Here is a 25,679-nt window from a genome sequence, read left to right on the forward strand (position 1 = left end):
TCCCCGCTGCCCTCTCCTCGTTCCGTAAGGCGTGCTGCCCCGGCTCAGCCCTCGTGGTTCTCGAGGTTCTTGAGCCGGGGCAGTACGTTTTCGCAGAACAGATGCATGCTGCGCCAGCCCTCGTCGACCGGCATCCCGCCGGACAACGGATGCAGTACGTAGTTGTCGAGGCCCTGGGCCAGGCACTCGTCCGGCGTCACGATCCGGTACACGCCCTCGGCGCGCAGCTCGCCGACCGTCGTGGCCTCCGACTTCACCGCCGAACGGACATCGCCGGACTGCCAGGACGCGTACGTCCGCGCCTCGTGCAGGAAGTGCTCGCCGTGCTCCGCCCACACGCGGTCCGGGTCCTCGGCCAGGTGCAGCAGCGGGGTCTCGGCCGGAGGCATCATGGTCCAGCCCTCCGTGCCGTACTCCACGAGACGCTCCTTGTAGTACGCCTCCAGCTCCGGCAGATGCGCGCTCGGGAAGAACGGCAGTCCGAGCCGTGCGGCACGCCGGGCCGCCGCCTGCGAGGAGCCGCCGACCAGCAGCAGCGGATGCGGCCGGGTGTACGGGCGCGGGGTGATCCGAACCGTACGGCCCCGGTACTCGAAGTCCTCGCCCGTCCACGCTTTGAGCAGCGTCTCCAGCAGCTCGTCCTGGAGCTTGCCGCGCCGCTTCCACTCGACGTCGAAGAGCGCGTACTCCTCGGGTCGGTAGCCGATCCCCGCGACCGTCACCAGCCGGCCGCCGCTGATCAGATCGAGTACGGCGATCTCCTCGGCCAGCCGCAGCGGATCGTGCAGCGGACCAATGATCGCCGAGACCGTGACCGCGATCCGGCGGGTGGCGCCGAAGACCGCGCCCGCGAAGGTGAAGGGTGAGGGCAGCCAGTTATTGGCGACGCCATGGTGCTCCTCTGTCTGCACGGTACTCATCCCGCGGTCGTCGGCGTAGGCGGCCATTTCGAGGGCGGCCTGGTAACGGGCGCTGAGGGATTCGCTCGTCGCGTCGGGCTCCACCAGGTTGAAACGTACGACCGTCACGGGCATGGCGGGTCCTCCTTCGGGCTGGTGCCGGGGAAGGGGGACGGTAGCTGACGGGGCGTCAGACAGCCAGGGGTCGACAGGCCCCTTGTACGAGGGTTGTGGCAACCCACGTCATGAGCTGCCACAACGCCCTGTGCGCCTCGCGCACGATACGGAACCGCATACCGGTCCCGTTGTGACTCCGCCCCAATGGGCTTCTCGCCGAACCGGGGCAAGGCGACGGGCCAGCCCGGCCCGCAGGGACAAGGAGTCCCCGCGAGGGGAACGAACGATCGCCGGCCGGGTCACGCGCATACTGGTGGGGTTATGGAAATCGTCATCCTTCTTGTAGTCATCGCCGTAGTCGTGATCGGTGCGCTCGGCGGGCTCGTCGTCGGCAGCCGCAAGCGGAAGCAGCCGCCCCCGCCGCCCCCCGCCACGCCCGACATCACCGCCCCTCCGGCCGAGCCGCACGTCGGCGACGAGGCCGAGACGCCGCGCGAGGAACCGCGCCGCACGATCGAGGAGGTGGATCTTCCGGACACCTCGGGGGCCGTCGCCGTCGAGGAACGACCGGCCGCACCCGAGATCGAGATCCCGGAGCCGGCCGCGGGGCGCCTGGTGCGTCTGCGCGCCCGGCTCTCCCGCTCGCAGAACGCGCTCGGCAAGGGGCTGCTCACCCTCCTGTCGCGCGAGCACCTGGACGACGACACCTGGGAGGAGATCGAGGACACGCTGCTCACCGCCGATGTCGGCGTTCAGCCCACCCAGGAGCTTGTCGAGGGGTTGCGTGAACGAGTGAAGGTGCTCGGCACCCGTACGCCCGAGGAGCTGCGCGGCCTGCTGCGCGAGGAGCTCCTCAAGCTGGTCGGCACCGATATGGACCGCACCGTGAAGACGGAGCCCGAGGCCAGCAAGCCCGGGATCGTGATGGTCGTCGGCGTCAACGGCACCGGCAAGACCACCACCACCGGCAAACTCGCCCGCGTTCTTGTCGCGGACGGGCGCACCGTCGTCCTGGGTGCCGCCGACACCTTCCGTGCCGCCGCCGCCGATCAGCTCCAGACCTGGGGCGAGCGGGTCGGCGCGTACACCGTGCGCGGGCCCGAGGCCGGCGATCCTGCCTCCGTGGCCTTCGACGCGGTCAAGGAGGGCAAGGAGATGGGCTCGGACGTCGTGCTCATCGACACCGCGGGGCGCCTGCACACCAAGACCGGTCTCATGGACGAGCTCGGCAAGGTCAAGCGCGTGGTCGAGAAGCATGCGCCGCTGGACGAGGTGCTGCTCGTCCTGGACGCCACCACCGGTCAGAACGGCCTCGTCCAGGCCCGTGTCTTCGCCGAGGTCGTCGACATCACCGGCATCGTCCTGACCAAGCTCGACGGCACGGCCAAGGGCGGCATCGTCATCGCCGTCCAGCGCGAGTTGGGCGTACCGGTCAAGCTCGTCGGCCTGGGCGAGGGCGCGGACGACTTGGCGCCGTTCGAGCCGGAGGCGTTCGTTGACGCTCTTATCGGAGAATGAGCAGCTACTGAAAGTAATAGGTGCTGGGAGAAGCGCGCGTTCCCGAGGTGCAGTCGGGGACGCGCGCTTCGCTGTTGCCGCCCCGCAGGGCTACGCCCGCGAGCGGTGCGCCACGTAGGCCAGTGTCCCCAGCAGCAGTCGTGCCGCGGGCGGCTTTGTCGCCGAGTCGAGGGCGGGGGAGCGGAGCCAGCGGACCGGGCCGAGGCCGGCGCGGTCGGAGGGCGGGGCCGTGATGTACGTGCCGGGGCCGAGGTCATGCAGGTCGAGGGTGGCGTCGTCCCAGTCCCAGCCCATGCGGTAGAGGAACTCGGGCAGTTCGGCCGCGGTGCCGGGGGCGACGAAGAAGTGGGCGCGGCCGTCCGGGGTCGCCGTCACGGGACCCAGCGGGAGGCCCATCCGTTCGAGGCGGATCAGTGCGCGTCGCCCGGCGGGTTCGGCGACCTCGATCACGTCGAAGGCGCGTCCCACCGGCAGCAGGACCGCGGCGCCGGGGAATTCGGCCCAGGCTTCGGTCGCCTGGTCGAGCGTGGCACCGGCCGGGACGACCGGTGCGAAGTCCAGCGGGTGCGCGCCGGGTGCCGGGCAGTCCGCCCGGCCGCATGAGCAGGAACCCGCGACCGCTCGGGCGCCGGGCACCACGTCCCAGCCCCACAGTCCGGTGAACTCGGCCACAGCGGTGCACTCCGAGGCGCGGCCGCGGCGACGTGAGCCGGGCCTGATCTCGCGCATCCCACGGCTGCCGCCGATCGTGAAGCCCATGCCCCCTCCAACAGGTTCAGCGCACCGATGGTTACGTGACGGAATCGGAATGTAACCCTGCGTTCCCGGCGTCGACTTGGAGCAAGCAGCGTCCAGAAGCGTTCCGGGTGGTGCGCTTGTCTTCGCGCGCCCCGGCGTGCACCGTTCCGCCACCCCTGGCCGCCCTGTGTCAAGTGAATCGCGGACAGGCAACCGTGAGTTCATTCGAAGGGGTGGCGAATGGTGGCGTTTCCGCATCCGCCATGGCCGGGGAGGTGATCGTAGGATTACTGTGAGTGCACGACTCCTGGGAACGCTCAACTCGTGAGTATGCCGGAGGCAAGTCGGCTCTCCGTTCGACAGGTGAGAACCGCCGGACGGGCGACCGTATGTACCGGCAATCTGGTAGGGCTTGGCGCACACAGCGCAACAAGTGGTTTCAGGAATGGGGGCGTGCCAGTGGGCGGCAACGGCGGAAGCGGGACGACCGCGGCTGGCGCTGACAAGCGCCCCAATGAGCTGCTCGGCTCCTGGTTCGTGCGCAGCGGCTGGTCCAAGGGCGAGCTGGCGCGTCAAGTGAACCGGCGGGCCCGCCAGTTGGGCGCCAGTCACATCTCCACGGACACCTCCCGTGTACGCCGCTGGCTGGACGGGGAGAATCCGCGCGAGCCGATCCCGCGCATCCTGTCCGAGCTGTTCTCCGAGCGCTTCGGCTGCGTCGTCGCCATCGAGGACCTCGGCCTGCGCTCCGCCCACCAGTCACCGTCCGTGTCCGGCGTCGACCTGCCGTGGACTGCCCCGCAGACCGTCGCCCTGATCAGCGAGTTCTCCCGCAGCGACCTGATGCTGGCCCGCCGCGGCTTCCTCGGCACCTCGCTTGCCCTCTCGGCCGGTTCGTCCCTGATCGAGCCCATGCAGCGCTGGCTGGTCCCCAGCCCCGCGGGCCCTCGCGAAGAACCCGAACCCCAAGGCGTCACGCGCCGCGCGAGCCGGCTGTCCCAGCCCGAGCTCGATCTGCTGGAGGCCACCACGGTCATGTTCCGGCAGTGGGACGCGCAGTGCGGCGGCGGCCTGCGCCGCAAGGCCGTCGTCGGCCAGCTGCACGAGGTGACGGACCTCCTCCAGGAACCTCAGCCCGCGGCCACCGCCAAGCGCCTGTTCAAGGTCGCCGCAGAGCTGGCCGAGCTGGCGGGCTGGATGAGCTACGACGTCGGGCTGCAGCCCACCGCGCAGAAGTACTTCGTCCTCGCCCTGCACGCCGCCAAGGAAGCCGCCGACAAGCCGCTCGGCTCGTACATCCTGTCCAGCATGAGCCGCCAGATGATCCACCTCGGGCGGCCCGACGACGCCCTGGAACTGATCCACCTCGCACAGTACGGAGGCCGCGACTGTGCGAGCCCTCGTACACAGTCCATGCTGTATGCGATGGAGGCCCGGGCGTACGCCAATATGGGCCAGCCCGGCAAGTGCAAGCGCGCCGTCCGGATGGCCGAGGACACCTTCGTCGATGCCCAGGAGTTCGACGAGCCCGAGCCCGACTGGATCCGCTTCTTCAGCGAGGCTGAGCTGCACGCCGAGAACTCCCACTCCTACCGTGACCTCGCCTATGTCGCGGGCCGCAGCCCCACGTACGCCTCGCTCGCCGAGCCCGTGATGCAGACGGCCGTCGACCTCTTCGCGAAGGACACCGAGCACCAGCGTTCGTACGCACTCAACCTCATCGGGATGGCCACGGTGCACCTGCTGCAGCGGGAGCCCGAGCAGGGTGCGGCGCTCACCAGGAAGGCGCTCACGGTCGCCAAGAAGGTCCGCTCCGAGCGGGTCAACACCCGTATCCGAAAGACCGTCGACACGGCCGTACGCGATTTCGGGGACCTCGTCGAAGTGGTGGATCTGACCGAGCAACTGGCCTTGGACCTGCCCGAGACCGCCGACGCGGTCTGACTCGCAAAGCCCCGGCCGCGGCCCGCCGTCCCTTACCGCCCGACTCGGCTCCCCACGCCAGGTCATCGGATGGCAGGCCGCGGTCGGCTGCGCGCTTTCGCCGGAAGGTTGCGCCACGATAACGATCGCGCGAGCGGACATCCGGCAGTTCATCAACGCGTAACACGCAAGGCGTCTTCGTCACGGCGGCGAAACATCGAGGGGCCTCGACGGAAACGGCGCTGCGTCAATCTCCTAGCACAGTCGGCCCTCCCCACAGCTTGAGCATCCGCACGGGCCGTTCCGACGACGAGGAGATATCGGCCTTGAACGGCACAGATACCGGATTCGTATTGATCAGCGCGGCGCTCGTCATGTTGATGACGCCGGGCCTCGCCCTCTTCTACGGCGGCATGGTTCGCTCCAAGAGCGTGCTGAACATGCTGATGATGTCCTTCATCTCGCTGGGCATCGTGAGCGTCCTGTGGGTCCTGTACGGGCACTCCCTCGCCTTCAGCGGCGACGTGGGCGGCTTCATCGGGAACCTGGACATGATCGGGCTGAAGGGCGTCAACGCCGACAGCACGATGGAGAACTTCGCCGGCGAGAAGATCTCACTCCTCGCCTTCTCCCTCTTCCAGATGCTGTTCGCGGTCATCACCGCCGCCCTGATGAGCGGTGCGCTGGCCGACCGCGTCAAGTTCAGCTCCTGGATGGTCTTCATCGGCGCGTGGGTCACCGTGGTGTACTTCCCGGTCGCCCACTGGGTCTGGGGCGGTGGCTGGCTCGCCCAGCTCGACCCGGCCGTGATCGACTTCGCCGGTGGTACCGCGGTGCACATCAACGCCGGTATCGGCGCCCTCGCGGCGGTCCTCGTCGTGGGCAAGCGGGTCGGCTTCAAGAGGGACCCCATGCGCCCGCACAACCTGCCGCTGGTCCTGCTCGGCACCGCCCTGCTGTGGTTCGGCTGGTTCGGCTTCAACGCGGGCTCCGAGCTCGGCGTCGACGGCACCACCGGTCTGATGGCGTTCAACACGCAGATCGCGACCGCGGCCGCCATGCTCGGCTGGCTCATCTACGAGCGCATCCGCCACGGAGCGTTCACCACGCTGGGCGCCTGCTCCGGTGCCGTCGCCGGTCTCGTCGCGATCACCCCCTCCGGCGGCAGCGTCAACGCCTTCGGCGCCCTGCTGATCGGTGTCGTAGCCGGTGCGCTCTGCTCCTGGGCCGTCAGCCTCAAGTACAAGCTGGGCTACGACGACTCGCTGGACGTCGTCGGTGTCCACCTCGTCGGCGGTGTCATCGGCACCCTGATGGTCGGCTTCCTGGCCATCGGCGGAGTCGGCGGCGGCAGCCAGTTCCTGTCCCAGGTCATCGGTGCCTTCTCGGTCATGGGCTACACCTTCGTCGTGACCTTCATCCTCGCCTTCCTGATCAAGAAGACGATCGGCTTCCGGGCCTCCGAGGACGACGAGATCAGCGGTATCGACCAGGCGGCCCACGCCGAGACTGCATACGACTTCAGCTCTGCTGCCAGTTCCCACATGACCGCGTCCACCACTTCCGCGCAGAGCAGCGACGCTGCTGAGGCCAAGAAGGTTGAGGCATGAAGCTCATCACCGCAGTCGTCAAGCCGCACCGGCTCGACGAGATCAAGGAAGCCCTGCAGGCCTTCGGGGTGCACGGCCTGACGGTCACCGAGGCCAGCGGTTACGGTCGTCAGCGGGGACACACCGAGGTCTATCGCGGCGCCGAGTACACCGTCGACCTGGTCCCCAAGATCCGTATCGAGGTGCTGGCCGAGGACGACGACGCCGAACAGCTGGTCGACGTCATCGTCAAGGCGGCCCGTACCGGCAAGATCGGAGACGGCAAGGTCTGGTCCATCCCGGTCGAGACGGCCGTCCGGGTCCGGACCGGCGAGCGCGGACCCGACGCGCTGTAAAGAGAAGAAGAACAGGAGTCGCTGGGTGACGAGTACGGACGTACGTACGGAAGCAGAGGACTCGGGACCCAGCGGCTACGCGGCGGCCCGGCTGCGCCTCCTCCAGGAGGGGGCGCGGTCCGGGCCGCCGCGCCGTGCGGCCCTCGCGGAACTGACCGACGACTGGCTCACCGGTCTGTTCGACGCCGGAGCCGAAGGACTGCGCGGCGTCTCCCTCATCGCCGTCGGCGGCTACGGCCGCGGCGAACTCTCGCCCCGCAGCGACCTCGACCTGCTGCTCCTGCACGACGGCAGCGCCGACCCGGACGCGGTCGCCGCCCTCGCGGACCGCATCTGGTACCCCGTATGGGACCTCGGCCTCGCCCTCGACCACTCCGTCCGTACGCCGGCCGAGGCGCGCAAGACCGCGGGCGAAGACCTGAAGGTCCAGCTCGGCCTGCTTGACGCCCGCCATCTCGCGGGCGACCTCGGCCTGACCGCCGGACTGCGTACGGCCGTCCTCGCCGACTGGCGCAACCAGGCGCCCAAACGCCTCCCCGAACTCCAGGAGCTGTGCGCCGAACGGGCCGAGCGCCAGGGCGAGCTGCAGTACCTCCTCGAACCCGACCTCAAGGAAGCCCGCGGCGGCCTCCGCGACGCCACCGCCCTGCGCGCCGTCGCCGCATCCTGGCTCGCGGACGCCCCGCGCGAGGGCCTCGCCGACGCACGCAAGCGGATACTCGACGTCCGCGACGCCCTGCACCTCGCGACCGGCCGCGCCACCGACCGGCTCTCGCTCCAGGAACAGGACCAGGTCGCCGCAGAACTCGGTCTGCTGGACGCCGACACCCTGCTGCGCCAGGTGTACGAGGCCGCCCGCGTCATCTCGTACGCCAGTGACGTCACCTGGCGTGAAGTGGGGCGCGTGCTCAAGTCGCGCGCTGTACGCCCGCGCCTGCGTGCCATGCTGGGCGGCGGCAAGCCCGCCCCCGAGCGGTCCCCGCTGGCAGAAGGTGTCGTCGAGCAGGACGGCGAGGTCGTCCTCGCCCGCGCCGCCCGCCCCGACCGCGACCCCGTACTGCCGCTGCGCGCCGCCGCCGCGGCCGCCCAGTCCGGACTGCCGCTCTCGCTGCACGCCGTCCGCCGGATGGCCGCCGCGGCCCGCCCGCTCCCCACGCCCTGGCCCGCCGAGGCCCGCGAACAGCTCGTCACCCTGCTCGGCTCCGGGCGCCCCACCGTCGAGGTCTGGGAGGCGCTGGAGGCGGAGGGCCTGATCACCCAGCTGCTGCCCGACTGGGAACGCGTACGCTGCCGCCCGCAGCGCAACGCCGTGCACATCTGGACCGTCGACCGGCACCTCATCGAGACCGCGGTGCAGGCCTCCGAGCTGACCCGCCGCGTCGGTCGCCCCGACCTCCTCCTGGTCTCCGCGCTGCTGCACGACATCGGCAAGGGCTGGCCGGGCGATCACTCCGTCGCCGGCGAGATCATCGCGCGCGACGTGGCCGCCCGTATCGGCTTCGACCGCACGGACGTCGCGACACTCGCCACCCTCGTACGCCACCACCTGACGCTCGTCGAGACGGCGACCCGGCGCGACCTGGAGGACCCGGCCACCGTGCGCTCCGTCGCAGAGGCGGTCGGCTCGCAGGGCACGCTGGAGCTGCTGCACGCGCTCACCGAGGCGGACGCGCTGGCCACCGGGCCCGCCGCCTGGTCCTCGTGGCGCGCGTCCCTGGTGGCCGACCTCGTCAAGCGGGTCTCGGCCGTACTCGCCGGGGACGCCCCCGAGGAGCCGGAGACCGCCGCGCCCACCGCCGAGCAGGAACGTCTCGCGATCGAGGCGTTCCGCACCGGCAGCCCCGTACTGTCCCTGCGCGCCCAGACCGAGCCGCCGGCCGAGGACCCCTCGGGCGAACCGGAACCTCTCGGTGTGGAACTGCTCATCGCGGTACCGGACCAGCCCGGGGTGCTGCCTGCCGTGGCCGGCGTGCTCGCGATGCACCGGCTCACCGTGCGTACGGCGGAACTGCGCGCACTGGATCTGCCGGACTCCGTCCAGGAGTCCGAGGACTCCCCGGCTTCAGAGGGCTCTGTGCTGCTCCTCGACTGGCGTGTCGCCGCCGAGTACGGCTCGCTGCCGCAGGCCGCCCGGCTCCGTGCCGACCTCGTCCGCGCCCTCGACGGCTCCCTCGACATCGCGGGACGGCTCGCCGAGCGGGACGCCGCATATCCCCGGCGGCGGGGGATCATCGCGCCGCCGCCGCGGGTGACGGTCGCTTCGGTCGGGTCGCGGCGGGCCACCGTGATCGAGGTGCGGGCTCATGACGCGCCCGGGCTGCTGCACCGCATCGGCCGGGCCCTGGAGGACTCGGACGTACGGGTGCGCAGCGCGCACGTCAGTACCTTGGGGGCGAACGCGGTGGACGCCTTCTATGTGACGGGTCCCGAGGGGGCGCCCCTGCCGGGCGAGGAGGCGGCATCGGTGGCTCGGGCGCTGGAGGAGACGTTGCGGGAGTAGGCGGGGGGCGCCTGCGGCGCCGTACGACTGAGGGCGCCCTCCGGCTTCGTACGAACGGGGTGAAGACCCCACTTGGCGCGTGCGGATACCCTGGAGGGCGACCCTGTCCGCCTGCTCCCAACTTGAGGATTCGCGACCGCCGTGTTCGACACTCTTTCCGATCGCCTCGCAGCGACATTCAAGAACCTCCGCGGCAAAGGGCGCCTCAGCGAGGCGGACATCGACGCCACGGCGCGTGAAATCCGTATCGCCCTGCTGGAGGCGGACGTCGCGCTGCCCGTGGTGCGCGCCTTCATCAAGCAGGTCAAGGAGAGGGCGACCGGGGCCGAGGTCTCCCAGGCGCTCAACCCGGCCCAGCAAGTGATCAAGATCGTCAACGAGGAACTGGTCGGCATCCTCGGTGGCGAGACCCGGCGGCTGCGCTTCGCCAAGCAGCCGCCGACCGTGATCATGCTCGCGGGTCTCCAGGGTGCCGGTAAGACGACCCTCGCCGGAAAGCTCGGCAAGTGGCTCCAGAGCCAGGGCCACGCCCCCGTGCTGGTCGCCTGCGACCTCCAGCGCCCGAACGCCGTGAACCAGCTGAGCGTCGTCGCCGAGCGTGCGGGCGTCGGCATCTTCGCGCCCGAGCCGGGCAACGGCGTGGGCGACCCGGTGCAGGTCGCCAAGGACTCCATCGAGTACGCGAAGCAGAAGCTGCACGACGTCGTCATCGTCGACACTGCCGGCCGCCTCGGTATCGACACCGAGATGATGCAGCAGGCCGCCGACATCCGTGACGCGGTCTCGCCCGACGAGGTCCTCTTCGTCGTCGACGCGATGATCGGTCAGGACGCGGTCAACACCGCGGAGGCCTTCCGTGACGGCGTCGGCTTCGACGGGGTGGTCCTGTCGAAGCTCGACGGCGACGCCCGCGGTGGTGCGGCGCTGTCGATCGCGCATGTCACCGGCCGCCAGATCATGTTCGCCTCGAACGGCGAGAAGCTGGACGACTTCGACGCGTTCCACCCGGACCGCATGGCGTCCCGCATTCTCGGCATGGGCGACATGCTCACGCTGATCGAGAAGGCCGAGCAGACCTTCTCGCAGCAAGAGGCCGAGAAGATGGCCTCCAAGCTGGCGTCCAGCAAGGGCAAGGACTTCACGCTCGACGACTTCCTGGACCAGATGGAGCAGGTCAGGAAGATGGGCTCCATCTCCAAGCTGCTCGGCATGCTTCCCGGCATGGGCCAGATCAAGGACCAGATCAACAACCTCGACGAGCGCGACGTCGACCGTACGGCCGCGATCATCAAGTCGATGACTCCGGCCGAGCGCCAGGAGCCGACGATCATCAACGGCTCGCGCCGCGCCCGTATCGCCAAGGGTTCCGGTGTCGAGGTCAGTGCGGTCAAGGGCCTGGTCGAGCGGTTCTTCGAGGCCCGCAAGATGATGTCCCGCATGGCCCAGGGTGGCGGTATGCCGGGTATGCCTGGGATGCCGGGCACGGGAGGCGGCGCCGGCCGGACGAAGAAGCAGGCCAAGAAGGCCAAGGGCAAGCAGCGCTCCGGCAACCCGATGAAGCGCAAGCAGCAGGAGCAGGAGGCCGCCGCCCGCCGGGAGGCCGCGAGCCAGGCCGGGGGTGCCCTGGGCCTGCCGGGCGGTCAGCAGCCGCAGGACTTCGAACTGCCCGACGAGTTCAAGAAGTTCATGCGCTGACGGCTATTCCCGTACGCCTTTTCTCGTACGTCGCTGGGGGCGCCCTTCTCCGGGAGGGCGCCCCCAGCGACGTATCGGGCCTAGGGCATACGTGCGATGAGGTACCGGAACACATTCGGCATCCACACCGTGCCGTCGTGCCGCTGATACGGATGGAGCGCTTCCGCCAGCTCCTTGTCGACCTGGGCCTGGTCGGTCGCGGCGGCGGCTGCGTCGAAGAGCCCGGTGGACAGGAGTCCGCGTACGGCGTTGTCCATGTCGGCGTACCCGAAGGGGCAGGCCACCCGTCCGGAGCCGTCGGGCCGCAGGCCGGCGCGCTGGGCGACCTCCTCCAGGTCGTCGCGGCGGGCGGGGCGCCAGCTGCCCGTGCTGCGCAGGGGGTCCGCCAGTTTGGTGGCGACCCGCAGCACGGACGAGGTGGTGCAGCGTTCCGGCGGGCCCCAGCCGACGAGTACGGCCGGTGTGCCGCGAGCGGCTAGCGGTGTTGCGGCCTCCAGGAGTTCACCGAGTCCCTCGGAGTCGCCGGCCGTGCAGCCGATCGGTTCGAAGGCGGTCACCAGGTTGTACGCGGGCGTCTGCGCGTCGGCGGCATCCGCGTCGTCTGCGGCGTCTTCAGGGGGCCCGTCGACCAGCCGTACGTCTCGTACGTCGGCACGCGCGCGCGTGCCCCACGCTTCGGGCAGCAGACGTTCCCGCGCGAGGGCCAGCCGTTCGGGTGTGCACGAGTCGACACCGGTGACCGTGGCGCCCCGTGACGCCGCCATCAGGAGAGCGAGGCCGGAACCGCAGCCGAGGCCGAGCAGGCGGGTCGAGTGGCCTACTTCGAGTCGTTCGTAGACGGCTTCGTAGAGCGGGACGAGCATCCGTTCCTGGATCTCGGCCCAGTCACGCGCGCGTGAGCACGGGTCCACACGGGACGTGGGTCCTGCGTGAGGCAGGTGCTGCCGCACGAGCGTAGGTGTCATAAAGCGCCCCAATCCACCGAGAGTTGCTGCTGTGCCCCGTTTCCTTTGCCCCCGTGCAATGCGCTCTTACTCCCCCCGTATGCCAGGAAACTCCGCGCTCGTCGTGGCGTCCAGGGGTTGCGGCCTTCTGCTTGAGTGCCACCTGTGTGCGCCTCAATGCGCCCTGGCCGCTTCGAGTGCGGAGGAATAAATCGGTCACGATCGGGACAGTGGCCGCCGTACCCTTCGCGCATGGCGAAGGCACCTGTTCTCACTCCCAGGGCGGACGATTTTCCGCGCTGGTACCAGGATCTGATCACCAAGGCCGAGCTGGCCGACAACGGTCCGGTGCGCGGCACCATGGTGATCCGACCGTATGGGTACGGGCTGTGGGAGCGGATGCAGCAGGACATGGACGCCCGCATCAAGGAGACAGGCACCCAGAACGCGTACTTCCCGCTCCTGATCCCGCAGTCGTACCTCGCCAGGGAGGCCGATCACGTCGACGGTTTCGCGCCCGAGCTGGCCGTGGTCACCCATGGCGGCGGCAAGGAACTCGAGGAGCCCGCCGTCGTACGCCCCACCTCAGAGATGATCATCAACGCTTCCTTCTCGAAGTGGGTGCAGAGCTACCGGGATCTGCCGCTGCTGATCAACCAGTGGGGGAACGTCGTGCGCTGGGAGCTGCGCCCGCGCTTGTTCCTGCGGACCACCGAGTTTCTGTGGCAGGAAGGGCACACCGCGCACGCCACGTACGAGGAGGCGCGTGATTTCGCGGCACGTATCCAGCGCCACGTCTACGCGGACTTCATGGAGAACACCCTCGCGATGGATGTCGTCCTGGGCCGCAAGACCGTCAAGGAGCGTTTCGCGGGCGCCATCAACACCCTCACGCTCGAGGGCATGATGGGCGACGGCAAGGCCCTCCAGCTGGGCACCAGCCATGAACTCGGCCAGAACTTCGCGAAGGCGTTCAACACCCGCTTCCTGTCGAAGGAAGGCACGCAGGAACTGGTCTGGCAGACCTCCTGGGGATCGACGACCCGCATGATCGGCGCTCTGGTGATGATGCACGGCGACGACGACGGACTCCGTGTCCCGCCCCGTCTCGCCGCCGTCCAGGCCGTAGTCCTCGCCGTGAAGGGCGATGAGGCGGTTCTGGCCAAGGTCCGGGAAATCGGCGACCGGCTGAAGGCGGCAGGCGTACGCGTCCACGTGGACGACCGCACGGATACGCCGTTCGGCCGCCGCGCCGTCGACTGGGAGCTCAAGGGCGTTTCCGTGCGCATCGAGGTCGGCCCCCGTGACCTGGAGAGCGGCACCGTGATGCTGGCCCGGCGCATTCCTGGGTGCACCTCCGGGACGGAGTCTGGTGGAGGCAAGGAGCCGGTGGCGATCGACTCGCTCGCCGGCCGGCTGCCCGCTGTCCTCGAGGAGGATCAGGCGCTGCTTCTGCGGCAGTCGCGCGAGCGCCGTGAGTCCCGTACGGCTCAGGTGTCGACAATCGAGGAGGCCGTCGAGGCGACCGCCGCGGGCGGCTGGGCGCACATCCCCTGGGCCGATCTCGGCGCGGAAGGCGAGGCCAAGCTGGCCGAGCACGCGGTGACCGTGCGCTGTCTGGTCGCCGAGGACGGGTCGGTTCCCGGGTCCGAGGACGCACCCGGTAACGTCGCCGTTGTCGCGCGCGCCTACTGAGGCCCCCGACAGCGGCTGAAACGCCTCTTGCGCAACTGATGACTCCAGGTGCCCCGACGCGCGGACATCGTCTACGTGCCAGACCAAAAGGGCGGCCCGCAGGGCCTCAGTTGAGGGTGGTGGTGGGAGACGGGTGGGCGTACGCATTACTACGTACCGGCTTGGTATGAGCTGCGAGGCTTCTCCGCAGATCAGCGCACCCGCCCTCGTCCGGACGTATCAGCGGCAACTGACGGGTACGTGCAAATTATTTGGGATGCCCCGGAATAGGAACACACGGGCACTCAGGCTCGTTGTCACGACGTGAGCACGACACCACCTGTTCTCGCCGCAGAGCTGGCAGGGGCGTGGGCCGACATTCAGCGGCACCACTCCGAACTGCCGGATCTTGCCGCGCCCGAGTCCCTGATCGGGGAGTCGTCGTCCGCCTGCGGACGCGAGCTCTCCTTCGAGCGACTGCTTCACGAGGCAGTCCACGGCATCGCCGCCGCCCGAGGAGTCCGTGACACCTCGCGCGCCGGTCGCTACCACAACCGCAGATTCCTCGCGATCGCCGAGGAGCTGGGCCTCGACCACCCCGAGGAGCCGCATCCCAGCAGTGGCTTCTCGCTGGTCACGCTCAGTCCCGAGGCGAAGCGGCGCTATCGCCCGACGATCGAGCGGCTGACCCGCGCCCTCAAGGCGCACTCCGCCGCGACCGCGGCCGACACGGCCCGCAGCTTCCGGGGTCCGGCCGCCCGGCACGGCTCCTCCGGAGGCGGTGTCCGAGTCAAGGCGGTCTGCGACTGTGGGCGTAACGTCCGTGTCGTCCCGTCGGTCCTCGCCCAGGCCCCCATCGTCTGCGGCGGCTGCGGGAAGCCGTTCCGCATCCCCGAGGTGGTCGGCGCCGCAGCGGGCTGAGCGGCGCCCCTCACGGGCCGGTGACGCCCGTGGTCGTCCTGGTGACGGCCACGGCCCCGGTTCGGCATGCCCGTCCACGTATGGCAGAATGGCTGGCTGTACTCGACAGCCGAACAGGACCCCTCTCTCCTCCGGCTGACGCGTCCATCGGGCACTCGGGTACCGCAACCCCACGCGGCAATCTCGCCGTGCCCAACCACGTCAAGACCAGGAGACACCACTTCCGTGGCAGTCAAGATCAAGCTGAAGCGTCTGGGCAAGATCCGTTCGCCTCACTACCGCATCGTCGTCGCCGACTCCCGTACCCGCCGTGACGGCCGGGCCATCGAGGAGATCGGCCTGTACCACCCGGTACAGAACCCCTCGCGCATCGAGGTGGACTCGGAGCGCGCGCAGTACTGGCTGTCCGTCGGCGCCCAGCCGACCGAGCCGGTTCTCGCCATCCTGAAGAAGACCGGCGACTGGCAGAAGTACAAGGGCGAGCCCGCCCCGCCGCCGCTGCTGCAGCCGGCCGAGAAGGCCGCGCGTCCGTCGTTCGAGGCCCTGGGCGGCGACGACGAGGGCAAGGGTGAGGCCATCACCCAGAAGAAGAAGGCTGAGAAGAAGGACGAGGCCAAGGCCGAGTCGTCTTCGTCTGAGTCGACCGAGGCCTGAGCATGCTCGAGGAGGCTCTCGAGCACCTCGTGAAGGGCATCGTGGACAACCCCGACGATGTGCAGGTCGCCTCGCGCACCCTGCGCCGCGGGCGCGTCCTCGAGGTCCGGGTGCACCCCGACGACCTCGGCAAGGTGATCGGTCGCAACGGCCGCACCGCGCGCGCCCTGCGCACTGTCGTGGGCGCCATCGGCGGCCGTGGTGTCCGCGTCGACCTAGTCGACGTGGATCAGGTTCGCTGACGTATACGCAACACCGGCTCGGGCCGGGGAGGGCCACTGGGCCGTCCCCGGCCCGTAGTCGTCTACGAGTAATGCCGTAGGCACACGACTAATGCGGCAGGCACACGACAGGAGATCAAACACAGTGCAGCTGGTAGTCGCTCGCGTCGGCCGCGCCCACGGCATCAAGGGCGAGGTCACCGTCGAGGTACGCACCGACGAACCGGAGCTGCGGCTCGCGCCCGGCGCAGTACTGGCCACGGACCCCGCCTCGGCCGGTCCGCTGACCATCGAGACGGGCCGTGTGCACAGCGGCCGGCTGCTGCTGCGCTTCGAGGGCGTACGCGACCGGAACGCCGCCGAGGCCCTGCGCAACACCCTGCTGATCGCCGAGGTCGACCCGGATGCGACGCCCGAGGATCCGGACGAGTACTACGACCACCAGCTGATGGACCTGGACGTCGTCACGAAGGACGGCGCCGAGGTCGGACGTATCACGGAGATCTCGCATCTGCCCTCGCAGGACCTGTTTGTGGTGGAGCGGGCCGACGGCAGCGAGGCGCTGATCCCCTTCGTCGCGGAGATCGTCGTAGAGATCGACCTGGAGGAGCAGCGGGCGGTCATCGACCCGCCGCCGGGACTGATCGACGACCAGGTCGCCCGCGACGAAGTCGCTGATGGACACAGCGTCTCCTCCAGGGACGTCGAGAACACGTCCTCCGGGGAAGAGGCGTAATGCGGCTCGACGTCGTCACGATCTTCCCCGAGTACCTGGAGCCCCTGAACGTCTCCCTCGTCGGCAAGGCACGCGCGCGTGGACAGCTGAATGTGCACGTGCATGATCTGCGGCAGTGGACGTACGACCGGCACAGCACCGTCGACGACACCCCCTACGGCGGCGGCCCCGGCATGGTCATGAAGACCGAGCCCTGGGGCTGCGCCCTGGACTCCGTACTCGCCGACGGCTACGAGACCGGCTCCCACGAGCCCGCCCTGGTCGTCCCCACGCCCAGCGGACGGCCCTTCACCCAGGAACTCGCCGTCGAGCTCTCCGAGCGGCCCTGGCTGCTCTTCGGGCCGGCTCGCTACGAGGGCATCGACCGCCGCGTCATCGACGAGTACGCGACCCGGATGCCCGTCCACGAGGTCTCCATCGGCGACTACGTCCTGGCCGGCGGCGAGGCTGCCGTACTCGTGATCACGGAGGCCGTTGCGCGACTGCTGCCCGGAGTCCTGGGCAATGCCGAGTCACACAGGGACGACTCCTTCGCACCCGGCGCCATGGCGAGCCTCCTGGAGGGGCCCGTTTATACGAAGCCGCCTCAGTGGCGCGGCCGAGGCATCCCGGACGTCCTGCTCAGCGGCCACCACGGGAAGATCGCCCGCTGGCGCCGCGACGAGGCCCTGCGGCGTACGACAGCCAACCGGCCGGACCTCATCGAGCGCTGCGACCCCTCGGTCTTCGACAAGAAGGACCGAGAAATGCTCTCCACCCTGGGCTGGGCGCCGGACCTGGAGGGGAAGCCCCACGGCCGATTTTGGCGCAGGCCAGAGGGCGTGGAAGAATAGACCGCTGCTGTACGTCGTCCAGCGTGCGCCCCTGCCACAGGGGGATAGGACGCCCGCCCCGACATGGCAGCACACCTCCCGGAAACCTAGTTCCCGTTGATGACCTGTGGCATCAGCGAAGAAAGCAGACGATCATGTCTCACCTGCTCGACTCCGTCGACGCCGCGTCGCTGCGCAGCGACGTCCCGGCCTTCCGCCCGGGCGACACGGTCAACGTCCACGTCCGCGTCATCGAGGGCAACCGCTCCCGTGTGCAGCAGTTCAAGGGCGTAGTCATCCGTCGCCAGGGCGCCGGTGTCCGCGAGACCTTCACGGTCCGCAAGGTCTCGTTCTCCGTCGGCGTCGAGCGCACCTTCCCGGTGCACACCCCGATCGTAGAGAAGATCGAGCTCGTCACCCGCGGTGACGTGCGTCGCGCCAAGCTGTACTACCTGCGCGACCTGCGCGGCAAGGCTGCGAAGATCAAGGAGAAGCGCGAGAGCTGAGCTCGCGCCGGGGTCCACAAGAGGGCCGGATAGCATCTGGCCCGATGGACGCCGAACCACAGTCGACGGAGCGCGACCGCTCCTCCCGCCCCACCGAAGCCGAGGAGCTCTCGGCCACAGAGGGGACGGAAGGACGGTCGCGTTTCTCGTTGGTCTCCCGGACCGCCGACTGGCTTCCCGGTGGTCGCATCAGCCTCACAGTGCTCGCCTCCTTGGTTTTTCTGCTGCTTTTGAGTCGGTTTGTGATGCAGCCGTTCCAAATTCCCAGTGGTTCGATGGAGCCAGGATTGAGGATCGGGGACCGCGTTCTCGTAAATAAGTTGGCGTACCGTTTTGGTGCCGAGCCGAACCGCGGCGATGTCGTCGTGTTCGACGGCACCGGCCATTTCGGTACCGCCGACTACATCAAACGAGTAGCCGGTGTGGGGGGAGACCGTGTGGTCTGCTGCGACAGGCAGGGGAGGATCGAGGTGAACGGCCGGTCGGTCGACGAATCGACGTTTCTGTACCCGGGGGACAAGCCGTCCGAGGCCCCCTTCGACGTCGTTGTGCCAGACGGCACCCTGTTCGTCCTCGGAGACCACCGCGGCGACTCCAGCGACTCCCGCGACCATCTGGGCTCACCGGGCGGAGGCATGGTCCCCGTCGGTGACGTGATCGGCAGAGCCGACTGGATCGCCTGGCCCACTGACCACTGGACCCGCCTGGATCCCGCCGATGTCTACGCGCGCGTGCCCGACCCGGAGGCGAACGAGCTGAACACGACGGTCGGTGCGCATGGGTAACCGAGGACGACCGCGCGGAAGCCACCGCGTCGACACCCGACTGCCCACCGGATACCGGCCCACCAGTGGCCGCGTAGGCCCCGGCCGGGCCGAGCGGCGCAAGCTCGCCCGCAAGGTCAAGCGGCGCAGACAACGCTCGGCGATCAAGGAGATACCGCTCCTCATCGGTGTCGCCCTGCTCATAGCCCTCGTTCTGAAGACGTTCCTCGTCCAAGCCTTCGTGATCCCGTCGGGCTCCATGGAGCAGACGATCCGGATCGGCGACCGCGTCCTGGTCGACAAGCTCACCCCGTGGTTCGGCTCCAAGCCCACACGCGGCGACGTCGTCGTCTTCAAGGACCCCGGGGGATGGCTCGAGGACGAGCAGCCGATCGCGAAGAACGAAGACCCCATCGTCGTGAAGCAGGTCAAGCAAGTGCTGACCTTCATCGGCCTGCTGCCCTCCGAGAACGAACGGGACCTGATCAAGCGGGTCGTCGCGGTCGGCGGTGACACCGTCAAGTGCTGCGACGCCCAGGGCCGCGTCACCGTCAACGGCATGCCTCTCAATGAGGCTTACATCCATCCCGGCAACAAACCCTCCTCGATCCGGTTCGAGGTGAAGGTGCCCGCGGGCCGTCTGTGGGTAATGGGCGACCACCGGGAAAACTCCGCCGACTCCCGATTCCACCGCACCGAGGCCTACAACGGCACCGTTTCCGAGGAGGAGGTCGTCGGCCGCGCCATGGTCATCGCCTGGCCCATCGGCCACTGGCGAGGCCTGGAAGAACAGGACACCTATGTGTCCGTGCCCGACGCGCCCGGCGGGTCGACCACCGCCCTCGGCGCTTCGCATAGGCTGGCCAATGCGGATCGATACGGATTGATCCCGCTCCCGAGCCCTGCGGAACTCCCGCTCGTTATGGGAGTGGTGGGCCTGCGCCGCATCGGGCGCGGCCGATGGCACGGATTGAGGAGTGGATGTGGGGGATTTGGCGGTCGGAGCACGGTCCGGACACGAGGGTCCGGAGGAGAAACCGGAGCGCCCCGAGAAGACGGCTCCCCCGGCCACTGAAGACGTCGTGCCCTCCGGGGGTGACTCCGGTTCCGGAGCCGGAGACGGCGATAACGGGGACGAGCAGGGCGGCGGGGACGCCCCGAAGCCGAAGAAGCAGCGGTCCTTCTGGAAGGAACTCCCGCTCCTGATCGGTATCGCGCTGGTCCTCGCACTGCTGATCAAGACCTTCCTGGTGCAGGCGTTCTCGATCCCCTCGGACTCGATGCAGAACACCCTTCAGCAGGGTGACCGCGTCCTGGTCGACAAGCTCACCCCGTGGTTCGGCTCCGAGCCCGAGCGTGGCGAGGTCGTCGTCTTCCACGACCCAGACGGCTGGCTGGCGGGCGAACCGGTCCCGAATCCGAACGCGGTCCAGACGGCCCTCAGCTGGATCGGCCTGATGCCGTCCGCCGATGAGAAGGACCTCATCAAGCGGGTCGTCGCGGTCGCCGGAGACACCGTCGAGTGCAAGGGCACCGGGCCGCTGAAGGTCAACGGCAAGGAGCTGGACGAGCCTTACGTGTACCCAGGGGACACGCCGTGCAGCAACGACGACTCGGGCGGCCAGTTCAAGAAGACGGTACCCCCGGGCAAAATCTGGGTCATGGGTGACCACCGGCAGAACTCGCTGGACTCCCGCTATCACCAGCAGGACGACAACGACGGCTTCGTCCCCGCGGACAACGTCGTGGGCCGCGCCATCGTGGTCGCCTGGCCGCCCACCCGCTGGTCCACGCTGCCGGTGCCGGAAACCTTCGACCAGGGACTCAGCGCCGCGGCTCCCGGCGCGCTCGGCCTCGCGGGCGCGGTGCCCCTGGTGTGGTGGCGCAGGCGCCGGATCACCGTCGAAAACACCAGGGTTTCTGGGCGGGGTACTGCCAGGTAGGGTGCCGTCCCAGATCGCCGATCTTCCGGGCCGGGGCCACAACGAGCGCCCCGGGGTCGATTCTCCGAGTTGGGGAGCACTGGGATGAGCCAGACACGTCGTACGGACGAGGGTCAGGGACGGCTCGGCAGCATGCTGTCGAACCTGGCTGTGGCCCTCGGCTGTGTGCTCTTCCTCGGAGGGTTCGCGTGGGGCGCGGTCGTCTACCAGCCCTACACCGTGCCGACGGCCTCGATGTCGCCCACCATCGCGGCCGGCGACCGGATCCTCGCCGAGCGGATCGACGGCAGTGAGGTCCAGCGCGGCGACGTCGTCGTCTTCAAGCAGGCCAGCTGGGGCAACGTCCCCATGGTCAAGCGGGTCGTCGCGGTCGGCGGCGACACGGTCGCCTGCTGCACGGACGGCAAGCTGACCGTCAACGGCAAGCAGATCGACGAATCGTATCTGGCCAAGGGCTCCGAGGCCCGGGCGAGCAAGATCCCGACCATCACGGTTCCCGAGGGCCGGCTCTTCCTGCTCGGTGACGAGCGCAGCGGCTCCCTCGACTCGACCGCCCATCTCACGGAGGCCGGTAACGGTTCGGTGCCGCGCGGTTCGGTGGACGCGCGGGTCGATGCAGTGGTGTGGCCCATGAACGGGATTCTCGACCGTGCCACCGGCTTCGAGACACTGGGCGGCATTTCCCAGCCCGGACCCCTGAGGCTGGTCCTCGCCGTGATCGTGGCGGGCGCGGTGCTCGTCCTCGGCGGGGCCGCGTACGGGCCGCTCGCCAAGCGGGCGGCGCGGCGGCGGAGCGGTAGGCCGGCCAAGGAGCAGGTTCTTGTCGGCTGAGGTGCCTCAAGACCTCGGGGGGATGCCGCCCGAGGGGCAGGAGGGGCTCGGTGAGCTGCGGAGAGTCGCGCGGGTGGTGCTTCTCGATCCGCGGGACCGCATCCTGCTGCTGCACGGCCACGAGCCCGGGGATCCGTCGGACAACTGGTGGTTCACTCCGGGTGGCGGCGTGGAAGGCGACGAGACGCGCGAGGAAGCCGCATTGCGGGAACTCGCGGAGGAGACCGGCATCACCGACGTCGAGCTCGGCCCGGTGCTGTGGCGACGGATGTGCTCCTTCCCGTTCGCGGGGCGCCGCTGGGACCAGGACGAGTGGTACTACCTGGCCCGTACGAGCCAGACGGGGACCCAGGCCCTGGGCCTGACCGAGCTGGAACGGCGCAGTGTCGCAGGTGCACGCTGGTGGACGTGCCAGGAACTACTCCAGGCACATGAGACGGTGTATCCGACCAGACTCGCCGAGTTGCTGCGAAGGCTGCTCGACGAGGGGCCCCCGGCCAGGCCCGAGATCCTGGACACCGAAATCGTCTAGGGGTTCGCGGGGCTGGCGCACAATAGGGGGACGCACGGCTGAAGGGGAACATGCCATGAGCGCCGAGGACCTCGAGAAGTACGAGACCGAGATGGAGCTGAAGCTCTACCGGGAGTACCGCGATGTCGTCGGTCTGTTCAAATACGTGATCGAGACCGAGCGGCGCTTCTACCTCACCAACGACTATGAGATGCAGGTCCACTCGGTTCAGGGTGAGGTGTTTTTCGAGGTGTCCATGGCGGATGCCTGGGTGTGGGACATGTACCGGCCTGCTCGTTTCGTGAAGCAGGTCCGCGTACTCACGTTCAAGGACGTGAACATTGAGGAGCTGAACAAGAGCGACCTGGAGCTGCCGAGCGGCTGACCCGGACCTGTCGGCGGCCGCTGACTGGAGGTGCCGGCGGCCGCTGATCACCCGCAGGAGCGGCGACTTTGTCCACAAGCCCACGGTTGTCCACCAAGATCCAATAGCTTGCTGAGCTGCCCTCATCGTTGGCGCCGGAGGTGGTGCCGACATGAACGCACGCAATGCACGCGGCGCACTCGGCCGGTACGGCGAGGACCTGGCCGCGAGGCGGCTGGGCGAGGCCGGGATGACGGTCCTGGAGCGCAACTGGCGCTGTGGCAGGACCGGTGAGATCGACATCGTGGCCCGGGACGGCGACGCGGTGGTCGTCTGCGAGGTCAAGACCCGCCGGGCCGGTGCCTTCGAGCACCCGATGGCCGCCATCACGCCCCTCAAGGCGGAGCGACTGCGAGGCCTGGCCGAGCGCTGGGTGCAGGAACACGGAGGGGCGCCGCCCGGCGGTGTACGGATCGATGTCGTCGGCGTCCTTCTCCCCGACCGCGGCGCGCCCGTCGTCGAGCATGTACGGGGGGTGGCCTGATGGGGTTCGCCCGTACGTGCTCGGTGGCTCTGGTCGGCGTGGAGGGCGTCGTCGTCGAGGTCCAGGCGGACCTGGAGCCGGGGATCGCGGCGTTCACGCTGGTGGGGCTGCCCGACAAGAGCCTGACCGAGAGCCGGGACCGAGTCAGGGCGGCCGTGGTCAACTCCGGCGGCGAGTGGCCCCAGAAGAAGCTCACGGTGGGACTCAGCCCGGCGTCGGTGCCGAAGGGCGGCAGTGGGTTTGATCTCGCCGTCGCTTGCGCCGTACTGGGGGCCTCCGAGCGGATCGACCCACGGGTCCTACCCGACATCGTGATGATCGGGGAGCTGGGCCTGGACGGCCGCGTGCGGCCGGTACGGGGCGTGCTGCCCGCGGTGCTGGCGGCGGCCGACGCCGGATACGAACAGGTGGTGGTGCCCGAGTGCGCCGCTGCCGAGGCTTCGCTGGTGCCCGGCGTCTCGGTGCTCGGCGTCCGCAGCCTGCGCCAGCTGATCGCCGTCCTCACGGACGAACCGGTGCCCGAAGAGGAAGCGGACGAACAGGGCCGCCCCGACCCGCTCCTCGCGGGCCTGCGCATGCCGGGTACACGCGCCGCCTCCGGCATGCACAGCATGGGCGCCGGGCAGCACGATCATGACCATGACCTCGCCGATGTCGTCGGCCAGACGTCGGCGCGGACGGCGGTGGAGATCGCCGCGGCCGGCGGACACCATCTGTTCTTGGAAGGCCCGCCAGGTGCAGGCAAGACGATGCTCGCCGAGCGGCTGCCTGCCATCCTGCCGCGGCTGGGCAGGGAGGAGTCCCTCGAGGTCACGGCGGTCCATTCCGTCGCGGGCCTGCTCCCTCCGGGAAAGCCGCTCATCGACATTCCGCCCTACTGTGCGCCCCACCACTCGGCGACGATGCAGTCCCTGGTCGGTGGCGGCCAGGGTGTCGCACGACCCGGCGCGGTTTCGCTGTCTCACCGCGGCGTTCTATTTCTGGACGAAACCCCAGAATTCAGCAGCCGGGCGCTGGACGCGCTGCGCCAGCCTTTGGAGGCGGGACACATCGTGATCGCGCGCACCGCGGGTGTCGTACGCTTCCCGGCGAGATTCCTGATGGTGCTCGCGGCCAATCCATGCCCCTGTGGCCGCTTCTCGCAGGCGCCGCAGGCGGGTAGCTCGTGCGAGTGCTCTACTCCGATGATCCGCCGGTACCAGGCCAGACTCTCCGGTCCGCTGCTCGACCGGGTCGACCTCAGGGTCGAGGTGGACCGTGTCACGCGCTCGGCGCTGATCGACGCAGGCATGCGGGGCGAATCCACCGCGACAGTCGCCGACCGGGTACGAGCGGCCAGGGAGCGCGCGGCCGCCCGCCTGACAGACACACCGTGGCGGACGAACAGCGAGGTCCCCGGAAGCGAACTGCGCAGCCGGTGGTACGCCACGATCGGTGCCATGGACGAAGCCGAACGGAGCCTGGAGCGCGGCCTCCTCACCGCCCGCGGTCTCGATCGCGTACTGCGCGTGGCCTGGACCGTCGCGGACCTCGTCGGCCATGACCGGCCCGAGGCCACGGACGTCGCCCTCGCCCTGCAATTGCGCACAGGGGTGCCGCGGGGAGTGCCCATGGCGATCGGAGCCATGCCGTGAGCGGGGTGATGAGCGCGTGAGTGGGGACAGCGAGGGCAGGAGCGGACGCGGCGACCGGCTGATCGGGGACGAAGAGCGGCTCCACCGGGTTTTCCTCACCCGCGTCATCGAGCCCGGGGACGAGGTCTGCGGGCGCTGGCTCCGGCGGTTCGGGACCGGCGAGGTAGTGCGCCGCCTCTTCGGACAAGGGGAACAGCTGCCGGGGGTGACGGACAAACGGTGGGCGGGCCTGCGGGCCAGGGCAGAGCGGGCGAATCCGGAGCGGGTCCTGGCGGCAGCGCGGGACGTCGGGATGCGTTTCGTGTGTCCTGGGGACCCCGAGTGGTCTGCGCAGCTCGACGACCTGGGGGACGCGCGGCCCATCGGACTGTGGGTGCGAGGGCGGCCCAACCTGCGGATATGGGCGCTGCGGTCCGTCGCGGTCGTGGGCGCCCGTGCCTGCACCGAGTACGGCGCCCATATGGCGGCCACCCTCGGCGCGGGGCTCGCGGAGCGGGGCTGGGTCGTGGTGTCAGGGGGCGCGTACGGAGTCGACGGCGCGGCGCATCGCGGTGCGCTCGGGGCCGGCGGAGCCACCGTCGCCGTGCTCGCCTGCGGGGTCGACCAGCCGTACCCGCGCGGGCACACACAGTTGATCACCAGGATCGCGGAACAGGGCCTGGTCGTCGGCGAGTTGCCACCCGGTGATCACCCGACACCGAGCAGATTCATCCTCCGCAACAGGGTCATCGCGGCGCTGACCCGTGGCACGGTGGTGGTCGAGGCGGCCTACCGCAGCGGGGCGCTGGTGACCGCGCGCGCCGCACAGCGGTTGGGGCGCTACACGATAGGAGTGCCGGGCCCCGCCACCAGCGGGCTCTCGGCCGGTGTCCACGAACTGCTGCGTGGGGACGCGGTGCTCGTCACCGACGCCGCCGAGATCGCCGAGCTGGTCGGCGACATGGGTGACCTGGCGCCGGACCGGCGCGGGCCGGTTCTGCCGCGGGACCTCCTGGACCCGGACGCCCGCCGAGTGCTTGCCGCGCTGCCCGCCCGAGGGATCGCGCCGGCCGAGGAGATCGCCAGATGTGCCGGGACGACGCAGGACGACGCGGTCGGCAGGCTGTACGAACTCCGGTCACTTGGCTACGTCGAACGACACGGCGACGGCTGGAAGTTGACACGCGAAGCGGTGATCCCCGTCCACTCGGATCGGGGGCGATGCTGACCGAGCGTGTTCCTCCGTCCGGGCGACACCCCGATGTCCATGGCAGTTCCCGCAGTTGGTGCCTCGCGGTGGTCACGT

25 protein-coding genes are annotated in these 25,679 nt (G+C 69.4%); 22 read left to right on the forward strand and 3 right to left on the reverse strand.

Features of this window, described 5'->3' with window-relative positions; all coding sequences use genetic code 11:
* Positions 1 to 44: 44 nt before the first annotated feature.
* On the reverse strand, positions 45 to 1,034 hold the full coding sequence (locus ACFYO0_RS32930; RefSeq protein WP_388683424.1) for an LLM class flavin-dependent oxidoreductase: 990 nt from the start codon (positions 1,032 to 1,034) through the stop codon (positions 45 to 47).
* 303 nt (positions 1,035 to 1,337) lie between these two features.
* Here ACFYO0_RS32930 and ftsY point away from each other — a divergent pair, with 303 nt between their 5' ends.
* Positions 1,338 to 2,534 (forward strand): signal recognition particle-docking protein FtsY, encoded by a 1,197-nt coding sequence (gene ftsY / locus ACFYO0_RS32935; protein WP_388683427.1) that lies wholly within the window; start codon positions 1,338 to 1,340, stop codon positions 2,532 to 2,534.
* A gap of 90 nt (positions 2,535 to 2,624) precedes the next feature.
* Here the strand turns inward: ftsY and ACFYO0_RS32940 are convergent, their stop codons facing one another.
* Positions 2,625 to 3,293, reverse strand: coding sequence for a bifunctional DNA primase/polymerase (locus tag ACFYO0_RS32940; RefSeq protein WP_388683429.1), 669 nt, complete (start codon positions 3,291 to 3,293; stop codon positions 2,625 to 2,627).
* A gap of 438 nt (positions 3,294 to 3,731) precedes the next feature.
* On the opposite strand from ACFYO0_RS32940, the gene ACFYO0_RS32945 reads away from it, so the two are divergent.
* The 5 genes from ACFYO0_RS32945 to ffh all read left to right on the forward strand — a co-directional run bounded on the left by ACFYO0_RS32945 (position 3,732) and on the right by ffh (position 11,335).
* Positions 3,732 to 5,216 (forward strand): hypothetical protein, encoded by a 1,485-nt coding sequence (locus ACFYO0_RS32945; RefSeq protein ID WP_388683595.1) that lies wholly within the window; start codon positions 3,732 to 3,734, stop codon positions 5,214 to 5,216.
* Between the two features lie 305 nt (positions 5,217 to 5,521).
* A complete protein-coding gene (locus ACFYO0_RS32950) occupies positions 5,522 to 6,805 on the forward strand; it encodes an ammonium transporter (RefSeq protein WP_388683431.1) in 1,284 nt (427 codons plus the stop codon).
* Complete coding sequence (locus tag ACFYO0_RS32955) at positions 6,802 to 7,140, forward strand: P-II family nitrogen regulator (protein WP_165263595.1); 339 nt, start codon at positions 6,802 to 6,804, stop codon at positions 7,138 to 7,140. Before ACFYO0_RS32950 ends, ACFYO0_RS32955 begins: the two co-directional genes overlap by 4 nt.
* Positions 7,141 to 7,165: 25 nt before the next feature.
* A complete protein-coding gene (locus tag ACFYO0_RS32960; RefSeq protein ID WP_388683435.1) occupies positions 7,166 to 9,640 on the forward strand; it encodes a [protein-PII] uridylyltransferase in 2,475 nt (824 codons plus the stop codon).
* Between the two features lie 141 nt (positions 9,641 to 9,781).
* Entirely contained in the window at positions 9,782 to 11,335 is a 1,554-nt protein-coding gene (gene ffh / locus ACFYO0_RS32965) for a signal recognition particle protein (protein ID WP_388683437.1), read from the forward strand.
* 80 nt (positions 11,336 to 11,415) lie between these two features.
* Here ffh and ACFYO0_RS32970 read toward each other — a convergent pair whose 3' ends face one another.
* Positions 11,416 to 12,300, reverse strand: coding sequence for an SAM-dependent methyltransferase (locus ACFYO0_RS32970; protein WP_388683439.1), 885 nt, complete (start codon positions 12,298 to 12,300; stop codon positions 11,416 to 11,418).
* A gap of 231 nt (positions 12,301 to 12,531) precedes the next feature.
* Here ACFYO0_RS32970 and proS point away from each other — a divergent pair, with 231 nt between their 5' ends.
* The 16 genes from proS to dprA all read left to right on the forward strand — a co-directional run bounded on the left by proS (position 12,532) and on the right by dprA (position 25,601).
* Entirely contained in the window at positions 12,532 to 13,974 is a 1,443-nt protein-coding gene (gene proS / locus ACFYO0_RS32975; RefSeq protein ID WP_388683441.1) for a proline--tRNA ligase, read from the forward strand.
* A 303-nt stretch (positions 13,975 to 14,277) separates the two neighbouring features.
* Complete coding sequence (locus ACFYO0_RS32980) at positions 14,278 to 14,874, forward strand: hypothetical protein (RefSeq protein WP_388683443.1); 597 nt, start codon at positions 14,278 to 14,280, stop codon at positions 14,872 to 14,874.
* A gap of 225 nt (positions 14,875 to 15,099) precedes the next feature.
* Positions 15,100 to 15,528 (forward strand): 30S ribosomal protein S16, encoded by a 429-nt coding sequence (rpsP, locus tag ACFYO0_RS32985; RefSeq protein WP_388683445.1) that lies wholly within the window; start codon positions 15,100 to 15,102, stop codon positions 15,526 to 15,528.
* 2 nt (positions 15,529 to 15,530) lie between these two features.
* Positions 15,531 to 15,770, forward strand: coding sequence for an RNA-binding protein (locus tag ACFYO0_RS32990; RefSeq protein ID WP_327353152.1), 240 nt, complete (start codon positions 15,531 to 15,533; stop codon positions 15,768 to 15,770).
* A gap of 124 nt (positions 15,771 to 15,894) precedes the next feature.
* Complete coding sequence (gene rimM / locus ACFYO0_RS32995; protein ID WP_388683448.1) at positions 15,895 to 16,485, forward strand: ribosome maturation factor RimM; 591 nt, start codon at positions 15,895 to 15,897, stop codon at positions 16,483 to 16,485.
* On the forward strand, positions 16,485 to 17,318 hold the full coding sequence (trmD, locus tag ACFYO0_RS33000) for a tRNA (guanosine(37)-N1)-methyltransferase TrmD (protein ID WP_388683451.1): 834 nt from the start codon (positions 16,485 to 16,487) through the stop codon (positions 17,316 to 17,318). Before rimM ends, trmD begins: the two co-directional genes overlap by 1 nt.
* Positions 17,319 to 17,452: 134 nt before the next feature.
* A complete protein-coding gene (gene rplS, locus ACFYO0_RS33005) occupies positions 17,453 to 17,803 on the forward strand; it encodes a 50S ribosomal protein L19 (RefSeq protein ID WP_019760519.1) in 351 nt (116 codons plus the stop codon).
* Positions 17,804 to 17,847: 44 nt separating this feature from the next.
* Positions 17,848 to 18,588: a signal peptidase I gene (gene lepB, locus ACFYO0_RS33010; RefSeq protein WP_388683454.1), complete on the forward strand. Its 741-nt coding sequence runs from the start codon at positions 17,848 to 17,850 to the stop codon at positions 18,586 to 18,588.
* Positions 18,581 to 19,642 (forward strand): signal peptidase I, encoded by a 1,062-nt coding sequence (gene lepB, locus ACFYO0_RS33015; protein ID WP_388683457.1) that lies wholly within the window; start codon positions 18,581 to 18,583, stop codon positions 19,640 to 19,642. Before lepB (ACFYO0_RS33010) ends, lepB (ACFYO0_RS33015) begins: the two co-directional genes overlap by 8 nt.
* Positions 19,551 to 20,510, forward strand: a complete 960-nt coding sequence (lepB, locus tag ACFYO0_RS33020) for a signal peptidase I (protein WP_388683460.1) — start codon at positions 19,551 to 19,553, stop codon at positions 20,508 to 20,510. The genes lepB (ACFYO0_RS33015) and lepB (ACFYO0_RS33020) overlap by 92 nt, the downstream gene beginning before the upstream one ends.
* 84 nt (positions 20,511 to 20,594) lie before the next feature.
* On the forward strand, positions 20,595 to 21,341 hold the full coding sequence (gene lepB, locus ACFYO0_RS33025; RefSeq protein WP_388683463.1) for a signal peptidase I: 747 nt from the start codon (positions 20,595 to 20,597) through the stop codon (positions 21,339 to 21,341).
* A 22-nt stretch (positions 21,342 to 21,363) separates the two neighbouring features.
* Complete coding sequence (locus tag ACFYO0_RS33030; RefSeq protein ID WP_388683598.1) at positions 21,364 to 21,873, forward strand: NUDIX hydrolase; 510 nt, start codon at positions 21,364 to 21,366, stop codon at positions 21,871 to 21,873.
* Between the two features lie 55 nt (positions 21,874 to 21,928).
* Positions 21,929 to 22,237 carry a DUF2469 domain-containing protein gene (locus ACFYO0_RS33035; protein WP_003993268.1) on the forward strand — a complete coding sequence of 103 codons (309 nt, stop codon included), beginning with the start codon at positions 21,929 to 21,931 and terminating at the stop codon, positions 22,235 to 22,237.
* Positions 22,238 to 22,388: 151 nt separating this feature from the next.
* Positions 22,389 to 22,760 (forward strand): YraN family protein, encoded by a 372-nt coding sequence (locus ACFYO0_RS33040; protein ID WP_388683466.1) that lies wholly within the window; start codon positions 22,389 to 22,391, stop codon positions 22,758 to 22,760.
* The gene (locus ACFYO0_RS33045) at positions 22,760 to 24,394 is read left to right on the forward strand and encodes a YifB family Mg chelatase-like AAA ATPase (RefSeq protein ID WP_388683469.1); all 1,635 of its coding nucleotides are present in this window, start codon (positions 22,760 to 22,762) and stop codon (positions 24,392 to 24,394) included. Before ACFYO0_RS33040 ends, ACFYO0_RS33045 begins: the two co-directional genes overlap by 1 nt.
* Positions 24,300 to 25,601 (forward strand): DNA-processing protein DprA, encoded by a 1,302-nt coding sequence (gene dprA / locus ACFYO0_RS33050; protein WP_388683471.1) that lies wholly within the window; start codon positions 24,300 to 24,302, stop codon positions 25,599 to 25,601. The genes ACFYO0_RS33045 and dprA overlap by 95 nt, the downstream gene beginning before the upstream one ends.
* Positions 25,602 to 25,679: the final 78 nt, after the last annotated feature.

The sequence above is a fragment of the Streptomyces sp. NPDC006365 genome, from assembly GCF_042870755.1.
Taxonomy (GTDB): Bacteria; Actinomycetota; Actinomycetes; order Streptomycetales; family Streptomycetaceae; genus Streptomyces; species Streptomyces xiangluensis.